Raw genomic sequence first — 21,308 nt, 5'->3', positions numbered from 1 at the left:
TCACCGCACCAGTTGGCCTCCTGTCGCCACGCCCGTCAAGTTCTCATGCAGGCCATATAGTACCAAAGGACAGGGCCGTCCCGGCCGGCAAAAGGCCTCCCCGACAGCACGAACATCGGCTCCGAATCCTGGTGCTGAGCTTGATTTCAGGTCTCCTCCACTATCGGCACCCGAAGCTACGCGAGCATACTTAAAATCATACGATCCAGCGAATATTCCCAAATAAAAATCAATACATTTTGCCCAAAAAATACGTAAAATTTAACCACTTATATAAATCGCGCTTCATCCACAGTCGATCAATAGCTTTCAGTCCGGATTTTTTCATATCTATTTCTCTATATTGCAGTGCAACATAGATGGAAGTGATTTTTCTTGCCTTCCTTCTGGGGATGACATAGCTTCATCCTGTTTCCGGCTTCAAGGGCGTCACCGTCAATTAGGGAGCGGCGACAGTCTTTCGTAGGCCAGGTGGGATGGGCAGTAACGGTGCCCTCTGCTCATTCGGCTTAGGTCGTGACACGCTGCCGGAAATACTTCCCCCACATGAATCGCTTGGGCAAGCCCTGGTGGGCTCAACGGACGATTCGTCATTGTGCACCCTGGGAGGACTTTGATGCGTGTATTAGCGAAAACTGCCTACCTACTAACGACCGCGGCGCTCATGTCGTTCGGCGCGGTCCACATGACGTCGGCCAATGAAGAACTGATGAAAATGGCCGAGAATCCCAAGGACTGGGTGATGCAGACGGGTGACTACGCCAACACCCGCTTTTCCAAGCTCAACCAGATCACCAAGGACAATGTGAAGAACCTGCAGGTCAAGTGGACCTTCTCCACTGGCGTGCTGCGCGGCCATGAAGGCGGGCCGCTGGTCATCGGCGATGTGATGTATGTCCACGCGCCGTTCCCCAACACCGTCTATGCTCTCGATCTCAAGAATGACGGAAAGATCCTCTGGAAATACGAGCCCAAGCAAGACCCGAATGTTATTGGCATCATGTGCTGCGACACGGTCAACCGTGGCGTTGCCTATGGTGACGGCAAGATCATCCTCAATCAGGCCGACACCACCGTCGTGGCGCTCGATGCCAAGTCCGGCAAAGTCGTCTGGACGGTCAAGAACGGCGACCAGATCGACGGCGGAAAGGGCGAATCCGGCACGTCGGCGCCTGTGGTCGTCAAGGACAAGGTTATCGTCGGCATCTCTGGCGCCGAATATGGCGTTCGCGGCCACCTCTCGGCCTACAATCTTTCGGATGGCAAGCTTGCCTGGCGGGCCTATTCGACGGGACCCGATGCAGAAACCCTGATCGATCCCGAAAAGACCACCCATCTCGGCAAACCGGTCGGCTCGGACTCGGGCACGAACACCTGGGAAGGCGAGCAGTGGAAGACCGGTGGCGGCACGACCTGGGGATGGTACGCCTACGATCCCAAGCTTAACCTGATCTACTACGGCACCGGCAATCCATCGACCTGGAACCCGGTCCAGAGGCCAGGCGACAATCGCTGGTCGATGACGATCATGGCTCGCGATGCGGATACCGGGATGGCCAAGTGGCTCTACCAGATGACCCCGCATGACGAGTGGGATTATGACGGCGTCAACGAGATGATCCTTGTCGACGGCATGGACATCAAGGGGGCCAAGCGCGATGTGCTGGTGCATTTCGACCGCAATGGCTTTGCCTACACCATGGATCGCGCCAATGGCGAGCTTCTCGTCGCCAAGAAATACGATCCGGCAGTGAACTGGGCGACGGAAGTCAACATGGACCCCAGCAGCGACCAGTACGGCCGCCCGCAGGTGGTCGCCAAATATTCGACCCAGCAGAACGGCGAAGACACCAACTCGACGGGCATCTGCCCGGCCGCGCTTGGAACCAAGGACCAGCAGCCGGCGACCTATTCGCCGAAGACCGGTCTGTTCTACGTGCCGACAAACCATGTCTGCATGGACTATGAGCCCTACAAGGTGAGCTACACCGCCGGTCAGCCCTACGTGGGCGCCACCGTGTCGATGTATCCTCCCCCTGGAGCCGACCACATGGGCAACTTCATTGCCTGGGATGCTGCCAAGGGCGAGATCGTCTGGTCCAAGCCCGAGAAGTTCTCGGTCTGGTCGGGCGCGCTTGCCACCGAAGGCGATGTGGTCTTCTACGGCACGCTCGAGGGCTACATCAAGGCGGTCGATCATGACGGCAACGAACTCTACAAGTTCAAGACCCCGTCCGGCATCATCGGCAACATCACGGCCTACGAGCATGGCGGCAAGCAGTATATCGCCGTTCTGTCCGGCGTCGGCGGATGGGCCGGTATCGGTCTGGCAGGCGGACTGCTTTCGCCCGACAACGCCGCTGCCTGGCATGGCGCCGTCGATCAGGGCCGTGCGCAAGGCGACGAGGCTGCGGTCGTTGGGACTGCTGGTCTGGGCGCAGTCGGTGGCTACGCAGCACTTGCCGACTACACGACGCTAGGCGGCCAGCTCACCGTCTTCGGTCTCCCGGACTGATAAAAACGGGAACGACTGAAACACGGGAACCATAGGCACGCCTCGGTTTTTTGAGAAGACCAAGGCTTGAAAAAGCGAGAGCCCGGATCACCGGGAAGCCAGGACCGGGCTCTCAATTTCGCCGCGCACCCACATCGATCCATGCCGCTTCACGACAGCAAAACCGTGTGCAGGCGAAATCAAGAAATCAAGGAAGTAGCTGAATGTCCGTTCGCATTGTAATTTCCGCTCTCGCCCTGGCGCTGTCTCTGGCAAGTTCAAGCCTCGCGCATGCCCAGGACAGCGCTGAAAAAGCCAAGGCGGTGACGGAAGAAGGCGGCAAGCATTTCGACGCGGACGGAAATCCGACCTTCAAGATCGAAAACGGAGCCGTCGACTGGTATACGTTCAGCGGTTACCGCCGGTATCACTCCGATTGCCATGTCTGTCACGGACCGGACGGCACCGGTTCGAGCTATGCGCCGGCCTTGCTCAACAGCCTGAAAACAATGGATTACGCCACCTTCATCTCGATCGTCGCCGAGGGCCGCAAGAATGTCGGCGGCGGCAAGGAAAATGTCATGCCTGCCTTTGGCGAAAACAAGAACGTCTATTGCTACATGGATGATCTCTACGTCTATCTGCGTGCCCGCGCCGACGGTGCGGCGCCGCGCGGCAGGCCGCCGAAGAAAGCAGACAAGCCACAGGCAGCGAAGGATGCCGAAGCATCCTGCATGGGTGGATGATATGATTGGCCGTGACGCGTTGAAGCTGTGTTTTGTCCTGCCGATGCTCGGCGCACTCGCCTTGCTGCCTGCGAACGCCCAGGCGCAGGACGCCGGCCTTGGTGCCGCGGGCGAACTGGTCGACCCAGACATTCTGCGCGTCTGCGCCGATCCTTCGAACATGCCGTTCACCGACGAGAGCGGCGAAGGCTTCGAAAACCGGCTGGCCGACCTGGTTGCCGCGAAAACCGGCCGAAAGTCCGTCGCCTATACATGGTTTCCTCTTGTCGCCGGCTTCGTGCGCAACACGCTGGCCGCCAACCGATGCGACATCATCATGGGCTATGCCCAGGGCGATGAACTGGTGCAGAACACCAACGCCTACTATCGCTCGTCCTATGTGCTGGTGCACCCGAAGGGCAACGGCATGGAAGGCGTCGAGACCATCGAGGATCCGAAACTCACCGGCAAGAGGATCGGCGTCGTCGAAAGCACGCCGCCGACTGCCAACATGGCCGCCAACAAGCTCATGCGAACGGCAAAGATCTATCCGCTGGCGGTGGATACCCGCCTCACCCCCTCCATGGGGGAAGTCATGATCAAGGACATGCTCGCCGGCAAGATCGATGCGGCGGTCATGTGGGGACCGATGGCAGGCTACTACGCCAAGCAACTCGGCGCCGATCTCACGATCGTTCCGCTGGTGAAGGAAAAGACCGGCTCGCGCATGTCATACCGCATCACCATGGGCGTGCGTCCCTCCGACCAGGAATGGAAGCGGACGCTCAACCGGGTGATCAGGGAAAACCAGGCGGAGATCACCAGGATCCTGCTGGACTACGATGTGCCGCTGATCGACGAACACGATAATCCGATCACGCAATGACGAGAAACGCATGAAGGGAAAGGAGACGATTTTGCTGGTTGCCGCGGGCCTTCTAGGTCTGACCGAACCGATGTGGGCTGGCGATATCGCCGAGCCCGGTGGCTACCGGATGGACGACTATCGGGCGCCGGTGCCGCAGACGCTGCAGGGCGCGAAGGTGGTGACGACGGCGGAGGCGGAGGCGCTGTGGCGGGAGAAGAAGGCGGTGTTCTTCGACGTCATGCCGAACACGCCGAAGCCGGCTAATTTGCCGGCGGGAACGATTTGGAGAGCCAAGATCAGAAAGGACATCCCAGGCAGCACCTGGCTGGCCAATGTCGGTTACGGTGCTATCTCCGAGGAGACCGCCAACTATTTTCGCCAAGGCCTCGCTGCCGAAGCCGGTCCCGACAAGTCGCGTGCCATTCTGTTCTATTGCATGACGAATTGCTGGATGTCGTGGAATGCCGCGAAGCGGGCCATCGAATGGGGCTACAGTTCGGTGATCTGGTATCCGCCCGGCGCCGATGGATGGGAACGTGCCAACCTTCCGCTGGAGGAAAGGAAGCCTTATGTGATTAGCAATTGAGGATGAGCATTGTTATTTTCTTGTTTTTCGACTTTTCAGGACCTGCCGTTTCATTTGTCCATTTTGAGAGCTGATGGACGAGCCATTGCAATGGTGCCCAGCAATGGTTGACCGAGAAAAGGATCGGCCCCTTCGGGCTGGTAGAAGAGGAGATATGCCATGAAGAAGAGCTGGACAAAACCGACCATGTGCCAAGTTGCTGCGGGCTTCGAGATTTCGCGGTATCTGCCTGCTGAAATTACTCCCAAGAAGTAGGCCGCAGAGGTGCGTGTCCCCGGCAACGGGGACACGCACTGCCATTTCGCGCGAGGTCTTGGTGAAAGGCTTTGATGCGTTCAATGCGGGCGCGAAACCATTCGCGGTCGAAAATTTGCTGTTGGTTGAACAAGCCGCAGAGCGGGCATTGCAATGCGCTTGAAGATCATCGGCTCGGCGGCAGGCGGCGGCTTCCCGCAGTGGAATTGCAACTATCGCCTGAGCCGCGCGGCTCGCACCGGGATGGCTGGCGTGCATTCGCGAACCCAATCAAGCATCGCCGCCTCAGTGGATGGGGCCGGCTGGGTTCTCTTCAACGCCTCGCCCGATATCCGCCAGCAGATTGCGCAAACGCCTGAATTGCAGCCGGCGCAGGATGCGCCGTTGCGTTCGACACCCATCCGCGCGGTGGTGCTGACCAATGCCGATGTCGATCATGTCGCCGGCCTGCTCAGCCTGCGTGAGCGGCAGCCCTTCGCCATCTACGCAACGACACAGGTGCTGGCGACGCTGGAAGCGAACTCGATCTTCAATGTCCTCGATCCGGCGCTCGTGCCGCGACGCATCTTGCCGCCGGCTGAAGAACTGGCGATCTGCGACGCAGACGGCCACGACACCGGCGTGACTGTCGAGAGTTTTCCCGTGCCTGGCAAGATTGCCCTCTATCTCGAGGAAAGAAGCCGGCCGGATGCCAATTTCAGTTCCGACGCCGGCGACACGATCGGCGTCCGCATCGCTGGTGCCGGCAGTCACGGCTGCGTCTTCTATATCCCAGGCTGCGCGCGCATCGATGCGGCCCTGCGCACGCGCCTGGCCGATGCCGCCTGTGTCCTGTTCGATGGCACGGTCTACACCGACGACGAGATGATTGCCGCCGGCGTCGGCCAAAAGACCGGTGCGCGCATGGGGCATCTGGCCATGTCGGGAGACGGTGGGTCGATCGCCGGCCTGGCCGATGTGGGGATCGGCCGCCGTGTCTTCGTCCACATCAACAACACCAATCCGGTTCTGGACGAGAATTCGGCCGAGCACGCAGCGGTCAAAGCGGCTGGCTGGGAAGTCGCCCGCGATGGGATGGAGATGGAATTTTGAGTGATTTCCACGACGCGGCCAGGAACGGCCTGTCCTCCAGCGAGCTGGAAGCCGTGCTGCGGCAGGTCGGCGCCGAGCGCTATCACAACCGCCATCCTTTCCACCACAGGATGACCAGCGGTGCGCTGTCGAGGACCGAGATGCAGGCCTGGGCGCTGAACCGCTATTGCTACCAGGCCGTCATCCCGCGCAAGGACGCCATGATCCTCGCACATGCGCAGGACCCGGCGTTTCGCGCCGCCTGGCGCAAACGCATCGAGGACCATGATGGCGAGGACGGCTGGAGCGGCGGCATCGCGCGCTGGCTGCATCTGGCGACCTCGCTCGGCCTCGATGCCGATGACGTGAAGAGCGAAAGGCTGGCGCTGCCGGCGACACGCTTCGCGGTCGGCGCCTACCTCGCCTTTTGCACGAACCGGACGCTGTTCGAGGCGGTCGCATCGTCGCTGACCGAGATGTTCTCGCCGCTCATCATCGGCGAACGGGTCCCGGCGATGCTGGCCAAATATGATTACATCACCGAGGATACGCTGGCCTATTTCAGCCGACGGCCCGAACAGGCCTCGCGCGACGCCGACTTCGCCCTCGCTTACGTGCTCGGCCATGCCGACACGGCGGAACGCCAGCAGGAGGCGATCGATGCGCTGGTGTTCAAATGCGATATACTGTGGGCCATGCTCGACGCGCTTCAACACGCCTATGGCGAGCCGGGAAACATCCCGCCCGGCGCCTTCCGTCCGGAGCCAGCCCAATGATGGCGCTGCGCGAAAGAGCTTTGGTGTCGTCGCGATCGGTGCCGTCGCTGCCGAAGCACGTGCGCATACAGTACGACCCCGTGCGGCAGGCGTTCGCCGTGCTCTCGCCGGAAAAGGTGTTTTGGCCCAACGACATCAGCCTCGATATATTGCGCCGCTGCGATGGACGGTCCACGGTCGGCCACATCATCGCCGAGCTTGCCGCGGATTATGACGCCGAACAGGAGGCGGTGGCGGCCGACGTCGTCGCCTTCCTGCAAGAATGGTCGGACAAGCTGCTGGTAAAACTATGAGCGAGCCCCTTCTCCCTCCGATCGGCATGCTGGCGGAACTGACGCATCGCTGCCCGCTGCAATGCCCGTATTGCTCCAATCCGCTCGAATTGCTGAAAGCCAATCGCGAACTCGATACACAGGCCTGGCTTGATCTGTTCTCGCAGGCCGCCGATCTCGGCGTTCTCCAGGTGCATCTGTCGGGCGGCGAACCGACGCTGCGCCGCGACCTCGAGCAATTGATCGCCGGGCTTTCGGCGCGCGGCGTCTACACCAACCTGATCACCGCCGGCGTCGGCATTGCCGAGGGCCGCATCGAGGCGTTTGCCGAAGCCGGGCTCGACCATCTGCAGCTGAGCTTTCAAGGCGCACGGCCGGCGACCACCGACCGCATCGGCAATCACAAAGGCGGCCACGAAAAGAAGCTGGAGACGGCACGCCGCGCCCGCGCGGCCGGCCTGCCGCTTACCATCAACGCGCCGATCCATCGCCACAACATCGAGGAAGTGCCGGAATTCATCGACCTGGCGCTTTCGCTGGGCGCGGAGCGGCTCGAGATCGCCAACGTGCAGTATGCCGGCTGGGCGCTGACCAATCGCGATCAACTGATGCCCGAGCGCGCTGCGGTCGACCGTCAGGCGGAGATCGTCGCGGCGGCGCGCGAACGGCTCACCGGCATCATGAACATCGATTTCGTCACGCCGGATTATTTCGCCATCTATCCCAAGCCGTGCATGGGCGGCTGGGCGCGCGACGCCTTCATGGTGGCGCCGGACGGCACCGTGCTGCCATGCCATGCCGCACAGACCATCCCGTCGCTCAGTTTTGAGCGTTTCGGCCCGCGCAGCCTGGCCGAAATCTGGACCGATTCGCCGGCATTCAACGCCTTTCGCGGCACCGACTGGATGCTTGAGCCCTGTCGCAGCTGCGAACGGCGTGAGATCGACTGGGGCGGTTGCCGCTGCCAGGCGATGGCGATTGCCGGCGACGCCGCCGCGACGGACCCGGCTTGCGCGAAATCGCCGATCCATGCGCGCATGGCCATGCTGATCGACGAAGCCCAGCGTGCTGCGGCAGTTCCTTCGAACGACGAACAATTCGTCTACCGGCGGATCGGCGTCGTCACCGAGCCCGCCTGATCTCTTCCCCGGTCTCGCGCTGGCGCACCGCGTCGGCGAATGCCAGTGCGTCGCGATTGACGGCAACGTTGTGGACGCGAAAGATCGCAGCGCCCTTCAGCCGCAGGATGACGCTTGTTGCCGCTGTGCCGACGTCTCGCCCTTCGTCACTTCCGCCGACCAGGTGACGGGCAAGGCGCTTGCGTGACGTGCCGACGAGCAATGGAAAACCGAGCGCGCGCAATTCACCGAAGCGAGCCATGAGCTCGAGGTTTTCCTCGCCGTCCTTGGCGAAAGCGAAGCCGGGGTCGAGCACGATCCGCTCGTCCGGGATGCCGGCGTCGCGCGCGATCTCCAGCGATCTGTTCAGGAACAGGAACTGGTCGGCGATCACATCCGCCAGTTTTTCGCGGCCGCGCCCGGTGTGCATGATGACGAGGCCGGCGCCGGTTTCCGCCGCAACCTGCGCGATGTCGGGTTCGCGCTGCAGGCCATGCACGTCGTTGACGATATGCGCGCCCGCGGCGACCGCCAGCCGCGCCGTCTCGGCCCTGTAGGTGTCGACCGAAACCAGGCTGCCGCCGTCGGACGACAGCGCCTCGATGACCGGCAGGATGCGCGCTTGTTCCTCGCGCGCCGAAACGGCGCCGGCGCCGGGCCGGGTGGATTCGCCGCCGACATCGATGATCGCCGCGCCCTCGCCGATCATGCGCCGCGCCTGCTGCAGCGCCCGCTCCGGCCGGTCGAATTCTCCGCCGTCGGAGAAACTGTCCGGCGTGACGTTCAAAATCCCCATCAGCAACGATTGCGCGCCAAGATCGAGATACCGTCCATGAGCAAGCTGCCAGCGCCTCATGCATCAACCTTTTTTCATATCAGATGCCATTCGCGACAAGATTGTCACTCACACGAACCCGGTTTCCCCATCTACCTATGCTCGCGAAACAAAAGGAGCGTAGCAATGACCAGGGAAACGATCAGCTTTACTTACACGACCTATATTGTCTCGACACCGGGAAAGGTGTTCGAGGCGATAACCAAACCGGACCTCGCACGGCGCTCCTGGGGCCACGAGAACGTCTCCGACTGGAAGCCCGGCTCGAGCTGGCAGCACATCCGCGCTAATGACGAACGGACCGTCGAGCTCGTCGGCAAGGTCGTCGAGGTGTCGCCGCCGACCCGTCTCGTCATCACCTGGGCAAACGCTTCGCAGGCGTCCGATCCGGCGAGCTACAGCCGGGTGACCTTCGAGCTCGAGGAATACGAGGCCATGGTCCGGCTGACCGTCAGCCATGACGACCTCGAAGCCGGCAGCGGCATGGCGAACGGCATCAAAAAGGGTTGGCCGATCGTCCTCTCCAGCCTGAAATCCTTCCTCGAAACGGGTCAGGCGATCGATGTCTTCGCCAGGCCACGCGCGTCCGAACGGGCGGCCTGACCCAGGACAAAAGGACCGAGCAGATGAGCACTCACTACACCGGCGGATGCGCGTGCGGCGCGGTGCGCTACGAGGCCAAGGCAGCCCCGATCTTCGAGAACCACTGCCAATGCCGCGACTGCCAGAAAAGAAGCGGCACCGGTCACGGATCTTACCTGACGTTTCCGTCGCGGGCGGACGTGACGATCACCGGTGTGACGACGGACTGGCGTGTCGCGGCGGACAACGGAAATGTCAAAATCCATTCCTTCTGCCCGGTCTGCGGAACGCCGACCCACCTGACATACACTGCCATGCCGGACGTGATCACGGTCCATGCCGCAAGCCTCGATGATCCGGGCCGGTTCAATCCGACCGTGGTGACGTACGGTATCCGGGCCCTCCCCTGGGACAAGATGGAAACCGGGCTGACGACGTTCGAGAAAATGCCATCAGGTTGACGGCCCGGCGGGCGGGCGGACGCGCACTATTGTTCAGGAGGCGGATCTGCGCCCCTGCGACATTCAGCGGTTGCCGTACTCGTCATGGCGGCGCCACCACTCCTGGGGGAACTCGAGCCCGTTCTCGTTCCTTCCCCACGGAGCCAGGTCGAGGAAACGGTAGACCCCCATAAACGCCTCGGTGCCACGGGCGTAGGTCGAGCAGGTGTGGTAGACGGCACCGTCCTGGAGCGCGAAGACGCTCATTCCCTCCTTCTGCGGCTCGGCCCTGTCGACACGCTGATAGTTGTAGTCGGCGCCGTCTCTCTGCTGCTCTTCGGTGAAGGCGGCGCCGAGGTCGTATTTGAAATCGCTGCCGAGCGACGAAACCCACGGGAAGCGCCAGCCCATTTGCCGCTTGTAGTCCTGGATCTCCTGCAACGGGGCGATCGATTCGCAAACCAGGGTAATGTCGCGGCCGTTCAGGTGGGGGATGACGCAGTCGAAGTGATCGGCGATCAAGGAGCATCCGGTGCATCCTTGGCGCTCATCGGTGAGCCGGTATCCGTAGCCGAACATGAAATGATAGACGAAGAGTTGCGAGCGCCCCTGGAAGAGGTCGGCGAGCGAGGCGCTGCCCTCCTCGGTCTCAAACAGATACTCCTTGTCGATCCGAACCCAGGGCAGCTCCTGTCGCTGTCGCGCCAGCTCGTCGCTCTGCCGCATGAGCCTTTTCTCCGCCTCGAGCAGTGCGAGCCGCGCTCCGAGCCATTCCTCGCGTGTTCCGGTCTTGTGTTTCGTCATCGCTGCTGTCTCCTTCCTGGGGGATCTTCCTTTCCGTTTCTCGAAACAACTTGTTGCGTCAGGCGTTAAACTCAATGCCGGAGGCGAAACATGGCAGCTGGATGTGGCGGTTTCCGATGCACTGCCTGATCCCTGCCCGCTTGTTGCGGCGCCCGTTGAGGGCGCGGGCGCCTCGTCGAATCATTTGCGTCGTTTGGAGGGCAGCATGAAATCGCCGACAGTGAGGGTTATGGCCGCGTCCGATGAAGATCCGGCGATCGGAACAATCTCGCTGGCGTTTGCAGCGGATCCCATGGCACGATGGACCTGGCCGCATGCACACCAGTACCTTGCGGCCATGCCGCGAATGGTCCGCGCCTTCGGGGCCAGGGCATTCTCAAACGGAAGCGCTTTTTGCACCGATGGCTATGTCGGGACGGCGTTGTGGCTGTCGCCCGGTGTGCATCCCGACGAGGAAGGGCTTGGTGCGGTTGTCGAGAGCACGGTTGCGCCCTCCCTTGCCCCTGAAGTCGCCGCTGTATTCGAGCAGATGGCCAAGTACCATCCGGCCGAACCGCATTGGTACTTGCCCGTGATCGGCGTCGACCCAGCGCATCAGGGCGAAGGCCACGGCGAGGCCTTGATGGCATACGCGCTCGCGCAGTGCGATCGCGATCACGCGCCCGCCTATCTGGAGTCCTCGAACCCGCGCAACATTCCGTTCTACGGGCGCCACGGCTTCGAACCGCTCGGCGCAATCCAGGTCGGTTCATCGCCGACGCAAGTCCCGATGCTGCGGCGACCGCGTTGAGCCAGGCAGGGCAGACGAGCGAAGCGTCAGCCGCCATCCCGTGGTGTCGGCGCAAGGGTATTTCGGTGAAGGGCATTTCGGTGACAGTGGACTTTTTGCCGTGCTCGGCCCGCCACGCCATCTGACAGAGGCGGAATTGGGAGAGGCCCGGCAACGCATTGAACCGCTCGTCCGGGCCGCCCAATCGAGCTTGGACCGGCTCTATCTTGCGGTGGGCGATGTCGGATGCTGCGTCCTGCTCGCCGATCGTGACGGCGTGCCGGTCGAACGGCGCGGTGCGCCTGTGGATGACGAGGCTTTTCATTCCTGGGATGGCTTCGGCTTCTCACCAGTCTGCCTGTTGCGGTCTGTCTGCTGGGCAACGCTGTCCGCCTGCACTTCCGTCTCGTAGGGCGAAGGCTGACCGCCACCGACGTCGCCCGCATCGGCGACACGCCCGTCTGGTTCTTCCGACGTTTTTTCTTTCGCTTCGCGCTGGGGTGTCGTCTCGGAACTCTTCCATACCTCTTCCGGGTCAGTCGGATCATCGGCGTCGGGACGAGCTTTTTGTCGTTCATGTCTCGAGTCAACGCCCGTGGTTTTAGAGATGTTGGGAGAATCGTCCTTGCGATTCCGTTTCTGGTCTCTTTGCATGATTTGGCTCCTTATCTCGCCGAAGGCCAACGAACGCAGGGAGCCGTTGTTCCTCGATGCGATCAGGATGCTAAACGGCAGCGATCCACTCAGGACGAGCCCCAAAACCGTTCACCGAGACAATTCGCCTGCGCCCCGCCCAAGATCATCAGACTAATGCGCTGGCCGGGGATGGAAGCCTGGACGCGCAGCGCATTGGAATTCGCCGGTCGTCTCCGCATGGCCAGCTACGGCCGGAACAGCCGTTTCAATACAAGATGGACCGGCAAGTAGGCGACCAGGGGCAAAAGCACCATGTACAGGCCGAGATACATGCGTGGCGGCAAGATCCTCTGCGGCTCCGGACCAGGCCCGTGCACCCAGTTGATGTTCTCGTCGGGCCGGGTGAACCAGTAACTTGCAACCAGTACCACCCAGGCGAGAGCGGTCTGCGCTTTGAACGCGCGGCGGTCGTAGCCTTGCCGGATCAGCATGAAAATAATGATGACCGGCATGAACAAATGAAAGCCGGACAGCGTCCTCGCATATGCGGGCTCCCTTGGATCAAACATGTAGGCAGCGAGCCCGGTCAGCTTGCCGCCGGTCACGAAGTCCGCCAACCAGGCGAACTCGAGCGGCAGAACGCCGACTGCCATCATCGAATAGAGGAGTCGGCTGCCGGTCCACAACGCGATCAGCACGGCAAAGAGCGCAATATCGGAGAACCACAGGAAATTGCCGGGGCCGTATCGCAACCAGTATACCGGCGTGAGCACGGCGACAAAAAGCGTATAGGGCAGAGTGATCCAGAGCGGGTATTTGGGGATCGGGGCTTTACTGCGCTGCTTTGCCGCCATGGCCGGCCCTTTCGCGGACTGGCGCGGCGGCAAACGCCAATCGTAGGCGCAAGGACTGCTCTCGAGCCATCAATGGCTTCGCCGCCTGGACTCAATCAGCTTTATCGATCCTGGATCCTTTATGCTTGCGAGGGTCTCGAAACCGACTGAGGTGAACGCGCGGATCTCGGGGATAAATGTTTGCAGCCTCATAGCGTTCCATCGCCGCCGCTTCAGCCGCCCGTCGGGCTAAATGTCGGGTGTTCAGTGGGAAGCTCTGGATCTCACTGAGGCTCTGGCCGGCGTTTCGGTAACCGGAGGATATGATGAAGGCGGATACGGTACGGTCGAGTTGATGTGGGGCGTCCTGGCATCGACTTCAACGGCATCGTGGGCGGCAATATAGGCCCCGGCGAACGATCGGTTCTACCCTCATCCGCCACAGTTCGACTGTCGTTCCGCTTGGTTGGTGGTCAGCGACCGGAACATATCCGCGCCTTCTTTCGAAACTTCGTCGAAGCTCGCTTTCCTGCCGGCTGTCAGGTTGTGTTCGAGGGGGCCGGCGGGAACGCGGCGGTGTCGGTGAACGAAGCCAGCCCCTACATTGCAGCCACTGCGCGAGCGCTTGACGCAGAATGGCCAGAGCCGACCCTGATCAAGGGGACGGGCGGCACGGTTCCATTGGTCGTACTCCTTACGACCGTCTTGGCATCGATTGCATCGTCACGGGCTTGATCCTCGCCGACGATGCCATTCATGCCCCTAACGAGCGGTACGGTGTCGATCGGCTTCGCAAGGGAATACGCGGTTGGGTGCGCATCCTGTCGGAATTGCGGTAACATTACTCGGTTCGGTTCAGAGTCCGTGCCGAGACTCGTAAATCCCCATTTGGAGCACCGACAACATCCGATCCAGGACAGCAAGCATCAGCTTGTCATCGGGTGACGTGCTTGTGCTCCGTTGACCACGCATGTGATATAAAACACCGTGGCGCCGTTTTTGCGGTGCAATGGGAAGCTATCGTCGGCAATGAAGATCAGCGATTGCGATGAAATTGCCACCTGGCTCGCGGAGGCTGGGCTGCTTGGCATCCGCAGCGAGGAATCGCTTGTACAGGCCTTCTGCGAGCGTTGCGTCGAAGCAGGGCTGCCGCTGGGCAAGGCGTTTGTGATGATCGACACGCTGCACCCGATGCACGAGGCACGCGCCTTCTTCTGGGACGAAGACGAGTCGATCAGCTTCCGCGAAGAAGAATACCCGTCGAGCCGTGAGGGCAAGGGAGCGGAGTTGTGGAAGCGCAGCCCGTTTCTGGAGATGCTGCGGCGGCGTGAATTGACCCTACGTTGCCGGCTCGAAGCAGGCGAAACGCGCGGCTTTCCGGCGATCGAGGAGCTGCGCGATGCCGGCCAGACGGACTATCTTGCGATCGTCTATCGTATCCGGCAGGCGATGAGGGTCGAGGATGTCGATGCATTCTACGCCCGCTGGACCACAGCGCGCCCGGGTGGATTTTCGGAGGAGGAAGTCGCTGTTCTGTCCCGGCTTACACCGCATCTGGGATTGGCGGTTCGTTCGGCTGCGCAGACAAGGCTCACCAAGACGCTGGTCGAGGCATATCTCGGCCGGGGGCCTGGTCGCCAGGTGCTGAGCGGCGGCATCCGCCACGGCTCGGTGAAGAGGATCAACGCCGTACTCTGGTTCTCCGACATTACTGGCTATACGAACCTGTCCGAGTCGGTTCAAAACGATCAACTCGTGCCGTTGATCAATGACTACGCCGAAGCGGTCATCGGCGCAGTGAAGGCCGCCGGCGGCGATGTGCTGAAACTGATCGGAGATGGAGTCCTGGCCATCTTCACCAGTTCGCGGCCCGAATATTCCTGTCGCGCCGCGGTGGAGGCAGAACGCGACATGCGCACACGGCTGCTGCAGCTTGCCAAACGCCGCAAAAACGATGGCCTTTCTGTCGCCGACATTCACTTGGGCCTGCATGCCGGCAGGGTCTTCTACGGCAATATCGGTACTCCGGACCGTCTCGATTTCACCGTTGTCGGCCCGCCGGTCAATGAGGTCAGCCGGATCAGCTCCATGTGCGAGTCGGCCGGTCGCAATATGCTTTGCTCATCGGAATTCGCCGAGCTGCTACTCGGCGAGGAGCGCAAAAAGCTCGTTTCAGTCGGCCGGTTCGCGTTGCGTGGCGTCGGACGCGCGCAGGAGCTCTTTACCCTTGATCCCAGCCTGAGCCTGGAACGCTCGCAGCCTTTGCCTGGTCCGCGGCGCCGGCAGGGGCGGGGCTAGTCGGAGGAAGGTGGACAAGCATGAATTCGGGAACTTCAGATCAGTAGTCTCTTATGTTCCAACCCGCGGATGAGACTCTGATCAACCGTCGTCTCTGAGTATGAAAGCGCGCCGAAAATTAACCCCGGGGCACCGGAACGCTTAAATGTCTGATGCAGCGGCCCTTTCCGGGATATTCGAAGGGTCACGATAGGCGCCTTCTGAGACCCCAGCTCGAGGCCGGCACCGAGCTCTACAACCCGCCGCGCCACCATTGGCTGGTCCGCCCCCTGTGGCACGACGAGTGTCGGCACCCCGGTCCGCATCGCCTCGTTGACACTGTTCATGCCGCCGTGGGTCACGAAGAGCGCCGCCCGGGCCAGCACCTGGAGCTGCGGCACGGATTGGCGGGCCAGCACGTTGGCTGGCAGCGGACCCAGGTCTGCCGGTTCCGTGGACCCGGTCGAGACGACAACGGTGCCGCCCAGCGGTGCCAGCGCGGTCGCGAAGGTCTGCAGCAGGGCGGGCCGCGCATCGAACACCGTGCCCAGCGACGCGTACAGCACGGGGTCCTCGAGCCGGACGGCGTCGAACCCCGGATCGGTCAGGCGGGAACCGGCACGGTACGTGCCCGTTCGATGAAGCCACTGAATTCTACCATGAAGGTCTTCAGGAATTCGGCTGTGGATTCGCGCGACACTTCGCCATCATCGCTGATAAGGTCCGGCGTGAACTGGATGTAAGCCTCCGGCGCGTTCATCTGCGGCGAATCGCAGAAGCCGAGGACAGTGCGCAAGTGCTGCTGGCCGACGGCGGTGCCAATCAAACCGGGAGACGTTCCTATCACCGCCGATGGCTTCCTCGTGAACGCATTCTGCCCGTACGGCCGGCTAGCCCAATCTATCGCGTTCTTCAACGCGCCGGGTATCGAACGATTGTACTCTGGCGTAACGAAAAGGACGGCGTCGGTATCAGCTATGGCACTCTTGAAGCGATTTGCGGCCTCTGGATAATTGGAGTCATAATCGTAGCTGTAGAGCGGCAGATCCCGGATGGGGATTTCCCTGAGCCTCAAATTCGAAGGAGCGAGTTTGACGAGCGCGAGCGCAAGCCGTCGGTTGATAGATTGAGACGCGAGGCTACCAATAACGTAGCCGACCTCAAATTTAGCCATTTAATGATCCTTTTCAATTCTCAACTCAGCCACGCCCGCTTCTGCGCGGCCATAAGGCTATCAATTGCGGGCTCACGAGTTCAGCCCGTTTAATCGGGTCGCCGCTAACGGCTCCGCAGCGCGTAGCGCGCCGGAACCAACTCGTCAGGCTCCGGCCTACCGGGGTGTGAGGTGTTGTCCAAAGCTCATGTTTGTCTCCTGCTGATCGCCTTACCCACGGCCGTATCGGCCACCTCCGCCGCTGGCCCCCGTGGGTTGGCATGCGCCTCCATGGATGGCCACCTAGTGTCTGCGGAGGAGATTGCGCCGCCTCGGTCCGCGCGACTATCGAACGGCAGTGTCGGTCAGGCGATGCGAAGGTCTATGGTAGACCCGTTGCGAGCATGGGGTGATCTCCCGCAAACGTCAGAGGATGCCGCTTTGAGCAGCGAACAACGGCTGTGTCTCTTGCCTGTCGCCGGTACACCCAGCGCGGGGAGATTCTAAACCGCGGTATCGGTCATTCACAGCTTTGATGCAGTCGACTGAACGCGCGCCCTCAACATAGCGTTCTACGCGTGTCTTTGGTCGGCACGCTGGTCGAACGAGCAAATGACGAACCCGGGCATGTCGCGCACCGATAGACAGTCCATCACGTTTAATAATGGATCTACGCAAAGGCCTGACCCTTGGGATAGCTCTGCCTAGCCCATCCGAGCGGAGATATGACCCTCTAGCACATTTGAATCTTCGCAGCGCTGCAGCGATGCTTTCGTAAAGCGGTTCGCTTCCGCGACGCTTGCGAGATGACCCGGAGAACAAATGCCCAAGACTTGGCTCATACGATCCGACAATAGGCGAGATCATGCGGATGACCGAGAATTATGCGGGAAACGAGCCCGGCGACCCTGGCAAGGTCGCCAATGTGATCTTCGACTTATCGCGTGAGGATAATCTGCCCGAGCAACTGATTCTGGGACGTGATGCCTTAGAGCGCATAGCACAGACGGATGCCGTCCGAGCCGCGGCCGCGCTCAAGTGGGACGAGGTCAGCCGATCGACGGATTATTGAATGGAGGGTGTAAGGGCCACACGTGCTCTCCCAGACGCCGGTAATTTCTGGTTTTGGGCAGTGGCAATGGTACCCGGAATGACCAAGATCGGGCGCGAAGCTGCCGTTCACGTCGCGGCTTGCGTAAGTCGCTCTCCGGCCATCAGCGCTGGTTGCCACGAATGTCGGCTATCGGGCAGCAAAACGGGTTGCTGAAGGTCGGCTTGGGGTCATGATTCCGGTTCATCGCCGCTGCAATGACCGATGGATCACAGACGCTCGGCATTTCGCGTTAGACTGCAGCTACGGCATTTTCGATCATACACTCAACCATCCTATTCGCACGTCGTTGCCGCCGTTCGCCGCACCTACCGATCGGAGGCCTTCCTGTGTGTAGTTGAACGCACGGCTCGACCAGCATCGCCGCGCTGCCGATGTCGGCATCTGAACGGCCGGAGGGCGGCGAACCACTTCTGGACCGGATTGCCGAGCAAACCGGAAAAGCCGTGAAATCGGGAAAACGCGGCTAGGCGGGGAAAGAAAATAGTGCACTGTCACCGTAATTCCAGGACGCTGGCCAAGGCGCAACAGATCCGACAGCGCGGCGCGAAGTTGCGGCCCAGGAATTACGATCCTGACGCCAGACCAAGCGTTTGGCGCGCCTCGTTGACGGTGGCCACACGCCGGCCAAACTTCCCGACTGAGGCCGCCGCGATTTCAACAAGCTCGGCGTTGCTGCGCGCCAGGCGTTCCCTGGTGATCCTGATATTGTCCTCAAGTCCGGTGCGCACTGCGTCTGCTCCGCGCGCCAACGCCCATTCCATGACGATCGTCTGGTTGCGGCCTATTCCGGCCGCTGTCCAGGTGGATTGTGGAAACAGGAGTTTCGCTTCCGTGAGGAGCACATCGAGCAATCTCTCCTGCGCAGGCAGTGCGTTTTGCACGCCCATGACAAACTGGATGTGCGGGCGCTCGCCGATAAGCCCACCGTCGGCCAGCCGCCTGGCAGTGTGAAGGTGCGAGAGGTCGAAGATCTCGATCTCCGGCAGCACGCCATTTGCCTTCATCGCGGTTGCGAGATCACCGATCAGGGCGGGATGGTTCTCGTAGACGATGGATGGGAAGTTGACCGAACCGGTCGAAAGCGAGGCCATGTCCGGTTTCAGATAAAGTGCCGAGCCACGCGCGGCCGGATCACGACCGCGCCCGCCGGTCGAAAACTGGACGATCATGCCGGGGCAATGCCTACGCACCCCCGCCTGAACAGCAGCGAAGCGCGTTGGTTCAGACGATGAACTCTGATCGTCATTGCGCACGTGGATGTGCACCAGCGACGCACCTGCTTCAAAGGCTTCCTGGGTCGACTCGATCTGTTCGGCCACGCTGATTGGCACCGCAGGATTGTCTTCCTTGCGCGGCAGCGAGCCGGTGATCGCAACAGCGATGATGCAGGGTTCAGGCATGGCGATACACTATCCGTCGACCTGGTCGATGAGCCAGCGGATCGCGAGCGGATAGCCTTCGGCGCCAAGTCCCGCGATCACGCCGGTGGCGACCTTCGATACCAGCGACCGATGATAGATCTCCTCGCGGCGATGGATGTTCGAGATATGCAGTTCGACGATCGGGCCCGGAAACATCTTGAGCGCATCGAGCACCGGGATCGAAATAAAACTCAAACCCGCAGGATTGATCAGAATGCCCGCGCCTTCGTCGATCGCCTCATGCACCCAGTTGACGATTTCGCCCTCGATGTTCGACTGGTGAAAACGGATCGGATGGTCGCCGGCGGCGTCACGGCACATCCGCTCGATTTCTGCGAGTGTCGTCCGCCCATAGATCTCCGGCTCGCGCATGCCGAGCCGGTTGAGATTTGGGCCGTTGAGGACGAAGATTGGCTTGGTCATGGTCCTATCCTTGATAGCCCAGCAGGCGCGGCAGCCACAGCACCAGCGATGGGAAGAAGGTGATCAGCATCAGGGCGGCAATCATGGCGTAGAGAAACGGCATTACGTCGTGCACCAGGTCGCGCAGCGGCACCTCTGCGATGCGGGTCATGATGAACAGCAGCAAGCCGTAGGGCGGGGTGACGAGCCCGAGCATGATGTTGACGACGACCATTACGCCGAAATGCACCATGTCGACACCGAGCGCCTGCGCCGTCGGAATCAGCACCGGTACGATTACCAGCAGGATGGTCGTCCCTTCCAGCACGCAGCCCAGGATCAGCAGCAGGATGTTGACCAGGATCAGGAAACCCATCGGCGAAAGATCCCAGGACTTCAGGATCACCGACAGGGACTGCGGTATGTTCTCGACCGTGACAACGTAGTTGAACACCAGGGCGCCGGCGATGAGCATGCCGATCGAGGCCGTGGTGCGGGCGCTGTTGAGAAGCGCATGGTAGAGTTGGCCCGGCGTCACGCTGCGATAGATCGCGACCGAGATGAGCAGCGCGTAGCCGGCGGCGACCGCCGCGGCCTCGGTCGGGGTCATCACGCCGCCCCTTATGCCGACCAGCAGAACGACCGGCAGCATCAGCGCCGGAAATGCGCGCAAGGTGATCCCCGGCAATTCCCTGAGCGGCACCGGCTTCTCGACCGGAAAGTTCTTCCGGCGCGCGTCGATGGCGACGATGATCATCTGCGACAGGGCGAGAAGAAGGCCCGGCACGATACCGGCAATGAACAGGTAGCCGATGGATGCATCCGAGATCAGCGCGTAGATGACCAGAGGAATCGACGGAGGAATGATCGGGCCGACGACGGAGGTGACGGCTGTCAGCGCAGCGGCATAGCTCGCCGGGTACTTGCCATCCCTGGTCATGAGTTGCTGCATCATCTTGCCGGTGCCCGCGGCGTCGGCGATGGCCGAGCCGGACATGCCGGCGAAGATGATCGACTGCAGCACGTTGACTTGCGCCAGACCGCCGCGGAAACGGCCGACGACGGCGTTGCAGAATTGCAGCAGCCGGTCGGTCATGGTCCCGGCGTTCATCAACTCCGCGGCGAGAATGAACATCGGTACGGCAAGCAGAATGTAGCTTGTGTAGAGCCCGTTGAGGAGTTGCTCGGCCGACGTGCCCATGTCGAGCCCTGCAAGCCAGAGATAGAGGATCGACCCGGCGATCATCGAGTGACCGATCGGCAGGCCAAGCAGGGCCAGCGCTGTGATCGCAACGACTGACAGCGAAAAGGGACTCGCGAGATTCATACGCCGGAGCTCGCTTTCGTGGGGTCGAATTCCGCCGGTGCTTCGCCGCGCAGAGCACGCCACGCCAGCCATAGGTAACGGGCGATCACGGCGACCACGAAGACGAGATAGATCGAGAACAGCCAGTCGAAGCGTATCTTGAGATAGGCGGTGCTCTCGACCTTCATGAAGGTCACGTAGCTGAAGACGGCCGGAAAGGACCAGCCATAGAGCGCGACGAGAGCGATTGCGAAGGCAAGCGTCATTACCCGCCTGATGTCCGGACCGACTGTGGCGTAGAGGAGATCAAAACGGATTTCCTCCTCTTCACGAACGACGAACGCTGCGCCGAACAGCACAACCCAGATCCAGAGTACGACGGTGAGCTCGTTGCTCCAGCCGGTCGGCCAGTTGAGAAGGTAGCGAAAAGCAACCTGCAGCAGAAACGCGGCGAACATGACGCCGATTGCGATGGCGATTGCGTTCTCGGCGCGCCGGTAGAGCCAGCCGCCGACCTTTCTCAATCCCGGGTTCATGATGCCTCCCTGCCTGGCCAAACCGGCCAGCCGGC

The 21,308-nt window shown here is 61.3% G+C and carries 25 protein-coding genes and 1 pseudogene; 15 read left to right on the top strand and 11 right to left on the bottom strand.

Translation table 11 applies throughout. The features are described from left to right. The first annotated feature begins 616 nt into the window (after nt 1-616). The 4 genes from AC0L17_RS04975 to AC0L17_RS04960 all read left to right on the top strand — a co-directional run bounded on the left by AC0L17_RS04975 (nt 617) and on the right by AC0L17_RS04960 (nt 4,673). Nucleotides 617-2,515: a methanol/ethanol family PQQ-dependent dehydrogenase gene (locus AC0L17_RS04975; RefSeq protein ID WP_473514991.1), complete on the top strand. Its 1,899-nt coding sequence runs from the start codon at nt 617-619 to the stop codon at nt 2,513-2,515. A gap of 203 nt (nt 2,516-2,718) precedes the next feature. After that, nucleotides 2,719-3,240: a c-type cytochrome, methanol metabolism-related gene (locus tag AC0L17_RS04970; RefSeq protein ID WP_473514990.1), complete on the top strand. Its 522-nt coding sequence runs from the start codon at nt 2,719-2,721 to the stop codon at nt 3,238-3,240. Between the two features lies 1 nt (nt 3,241). Continuing rightward, nucleotides 3,242-4,105, top strand: coding sequence for a quinoprotein dehydrogenase-associated putative ABC transporter substrate-binding protein (locus AC0L17_RS04965; RefSeq protein ID WP_051407715.1), 864 nt, complete (start codon nt 3,242-3,244; stop codon nt 4,103-4,105). Nucleotides 4,106-4,115: 10 nt separating this feature from the next. Further along, nucleotides 4,116-4,673, top strand: a complete 558-nt coding sequence (locus AC0L17_RS04960) for a PQQ-dependent catabolism-associated CXXCW motif protein (RefSeq protein WP_287212414.1) — start codon at nt 4,116-4,118, stop codon at nt 4,671-4,673. A gap of 50 nt (nt 4,674-4,723) precedes the next feature. On the opposite strand, the gene AC0L17_RS04955 is transcribed toward AC0L17_RS04960, so the two are convergent. Beyond that, nucleotides 4,724-4,861 (bottom strand): hypothetical protein, encoded by a 138-nt coding sequence (locus tag AC0L17_RS04955; protein ID WP_167366504.1) that lies wholly within the window; start codon nt 4,859-4,861, stop codon nt 4,724-4,726. Between the two features lie 220 nt (nt 4,862-5,081). On the opposite strand from AC0L17_RS04955, the gene pqqB reads away from it, so the two are divergent. The 4 genes from pqqB to pqqE are packed head-to-tail and all read left to right on the top strand — an operon-like array spanning nt 5,082 to nt 8,186. Continuing rightward, on the top strand, nt 5,082-6,020 hold the full coding sequence (gene pqqB, locus AC0L17_RS04950; protein WP_473514989.1) for a pyrroloquinoline quinone biosynthesis protein PqqB: 939 nt from the start codon (nt 5,082-5,084) through the stop codon (nt 6,018-6,020). Next, nucleotides 6,017-6,775 carry a pyrroloquinoline-quinone synthase PqqC gene (gene pqqC / locus AC0L17_RS04945; RefSeq protein WP_473514988.1) on the top strand — a complete coding sequence of 253 codons (759 nt, stop codon included), beginning with the start codon at nt 6,017-6,019 and terminating at the stop codon, nt 6,773-6,775. Before pqqB ends, pqqC begins: the two co-directional genes overlap by 4 nt. Then, nucleotides 6,772-7,068 carry a pyrroloquinoline quinone biosynthesis peptide chaperone PqqD gene (pqqD, locus tag AC0L17_RS04940; protein ID WP_023797669.1) on the top strand — a complete coding sequence of 99 codons (297 nt, stop codon included), beginning with the start codon at nt 6,772-6,774 and terminating at the stop codon, nt 7,066-7,068. Before pqqC ends, pqqD begins: the two co-directional genes overlap by 4 nt. After that, complete coding sequence (pqqE, locus tag AC0L17_RS04935) at nt 7,065-8,186, top strand: pyrroloquinoline quinone biosynthesis protein PqqE (protein WP_473514987.1); 1,122 nt, start codon at nt 7,065-7,067, stop codon at nt 8,184-8,186. Before pqqD ends, pqqE begins: the two co-directional genes overlap by 4 nt. Here pqqE and folP read toward each other — a convergent pair. Continuing rightward, the gene (gene folP, locus AC0L17_RS04930) at nt 8,170-9,021 is read right to left on the bottom strand and encodes a dihydropteroate synthase (protein ID WP_473514986.1); all 852 of its coding nucleotides are present in this window, start codon (nt 9,019-9,021) and stop codon (nt 8,170-8,172) included. The two genes, pqqE and folP, sit on opposite strands and share 17 nt — an antisense overlap. Nucleotides 9,022-9,126: 105 nt before the next feature. Here folP and AC0L17_RS04925 point away from each other — a divergent pair, with 105 nt between their 5' ends. Then, nucleotides 9,127-9,603 (top strand): SRPBCC family protein, encoded by a 477-nt coding sequence (locus AC0L17_RS04925; RefSeq protein WP_473514985.1) that lies wholly within the window; start codon nt 9,127-9,129, stop codon nt 9,601-9,603. A gap of 23 nt (nt 9,604-9,626) precedes the next feature. Beyond that, nucleotides 9,627-10,043 (top strand): GFA family protein, encoded by a 417-nt coding sequence (locus AC0L17_RS04920; RefSeq protein ID WP_473514984.1) that lies wholly within the window; start codon nt 9,627-9,629, stop codon nt 10,041-10,043. A gap of 63 nt (nt 10,044-10,106) precedes the next feature. Here AC0L17_RS04920 and AC0L17_RS04915 read toward each other — a convergent pair whose 3' ends face one another. Beyond that, nucleotides 10,107-10,826 (bottom strand): DUF899 domain-containing protein, encoded by a 720-nt coding sequence (locus tag AC0L17_RS04915; RefSeq protein WP_473514983.1) that lies wholly within the window; start codon nt 10,824-10,826, stop codon nt 10,107-10,109. Between the two features lie 205 nt (nt 10,827-11,031). Here AC0L17_RS04915 and AC0L17_RS04910 point away from each other — a divergent pair, with 205 nt between their 5' ends. Next, a complete protein-coding gene (locus AC0L17_RS04910) occupies nt 11,032-11,616 on the top strand; it encodes a GNAT family N-acetyltransferase (RefSeq protein ID WP_091596894.1) in 585 nt (194 codons plus the stop codon). A 109-nt stretch (nt 11,617-11,725) separates the two neighbouring features. Further along, nucleotides 11,726-11,926, top strand: a pseudogene (locus tag AC0L17_RS04905) (sigma-54-dependent Fis family transcriptional regulator); the annotation flags it as partial. Here AC0L17_RS04905 and AC0L17_RS04900 read toward each other — a convergent pair. Next, nucleotides 11,917-12,354 carry a hypothetical protein gene (locus AC0L17_RS04900; RefSeq protein ID WP_473515039.1) on the bottom strand — a complete coding sequence of 146 codons (438 nt, stop codon included), beginning with the start codon at nt 12,352-12,354 and terminating at the stop codon, nt 11,917-11,919. The pseudogene AC0L17_RS04905 and the gene AC0L17_RS04900 overlap by 10 nt on opposite strands. Before the next feature lie 122 nt (nt 12,355-12,476). Further along, on the bottom strand, nt 12,477-13,085 hold the full coding sequence (locus tag AC0L17_RS04895; protein ID WP_473514982.1) for a hypothetical protein: 609 nt from the start codon (nt 13,083-13,085) through the stop codon (nt 12,477-12,479). A 336-nt stretch (nt 13,086-13,421) separates the two neighbouring features. Between AC0L17_RS04895 and AC0L17_RS04890 the strand changes: the two genes are divergently transcribed. Next, complete coding sequence (locus AC0L17_RS04890; RefSeq protein ID WP_473514981.1) at nt 13,422-13,799, top strand: hypothetical protein; 378 nt, start codon at nt 13,422-13,424, stop codon at nt 13,797-13,799. 252 nt (nt 13,800-14,051) lie between these two features. Then, complete coding sequence (locus AC0L17_RS04885) at nt 14,052-15,362, top strand: adenylate/guanylate cyclase domain-containing protein (RefSeq protein ID WP_473514980.1); 1,311 nt, start codon at nt 14,052-14,054, stop codon at nt 15,360-15,362. A 35-nt stretch (nt 15,363-15,397) separates the two neighbouring features. Here AC0L17_RS04885 and AC0L17_RS04880 read toward each other — a convergent pair whose 3' ends face one another. Next, nucleotides 15,398-15,907, bottom strand: a complete 510-nt coding sequence (locus AC0L17_RS04880; protein WP_473514979.1) for a nucleotide disphospho-sugar-binding domain-containing protein — start codon at nt 15,905-15,907, stop codon at nt 15,398-15,400. A 38-nt stretch (nt 15,908-15,945) separates the two neighbouring features. After that, nucleotides 15,946-16,515 carry an NADPH-dependent FMN reductase gene (locus AC0L17_RS04875; RefSeq protein ID WP_473514978.1) on the bottom strand — a complete coding sequence of 190 codons (570 nt, stop codon included), beginning with the start codon at nt 16,513-16,515 and terminating at the stop codon, nt 15,946-15,948. An 850-nt stretch (nt 16,516-17,365) separates the two neighbouring features. Here AC0L17_RS04875 and AC0L17_RS04870 point away from each other — a divergent pair. Beyond that, nucleotides 17,366-17,566, top strand: a complete 201-nt coding sequence (locus AC0L17_RS04870; protein ID WP_473514977.1) for a hypothetical protein — start codon at nt 17,366-17,368, stop codon at nt 17,564-17,566. 605 nt (nt 17,567-18,171) lie between these two features. Here AC0L17_RS04870 and AC0L17_RS04865 read toward each other — a convergent pair. Genes AC0L17_RS04865 through AC0L17_RS04850 form a run of 4 tightly spaced genes read right to left on the bottom strand, consistent with a single transcriptional unit; the run spans nt 18,172 to nt 21,273 of the window. Then, nucleotides 18,172-19,008: a 3-oxoadipate:acetyl-CoA acetyltransferase gene (locus AC0L17_RS04865; RefSeq protein WP_473514976.1), complete on the bottom strand. Its 837-nt coding sequence runs from the start codon at nt 19,006-19,008 to the stop codon at nt 18,172-18,174. A gap of 9 nt (nt 19,009-19,017) precedes the next feature. After that, nucleotides 19,018-19,452, bottom strand: coding sequence for a type II 3-dehydroquinate dehydratase (locus tag AC0L17_RS04860; protein ID WP_473514975.1), 435 nt, complete (start codon nt 19,450-19,452; stop codon nt 19,018-19,020). 4 nt (nt 19,453-19,456) lie between these two features. Continuing rightward, nucleotides 19,457-20,758 (bottom strand): TRAP transporter large permease, encoded by a 1,302-nt coding sequence (locus AC0L17_RS04855; RefSeq protein WP_091595707.1) that lies wholly within the window; start codon nt 20,756-20,758, stop codon nt 19,457-19,459. Continuing rightward, nucleotides 20,755-21,273 (bottom strand): TRAP transporter small permease, encoded by a 519-nt coding sequence (locus tag AC0L17_RS04850; protein ID WP_473514974.1) that lies wholly within the window; start codon nt 21,271-21,273, stop codon nt 20,755-20,757. Before AC0L17_RS04850 ends, AC0L17_RS04855 begins: the two co-directional genes overlap by 4 nt. Nucleotides 21,274-21,308 lie beyond the last annotated feature (35 nt).

Source organism: Mesorhizobium sp. WSM4829, assembly GCF_055811475.1.
Note: the sequence above shows the minus strand (reverse complement) of the source record. Positions and strands in the feature narration are given on the sequence as shown.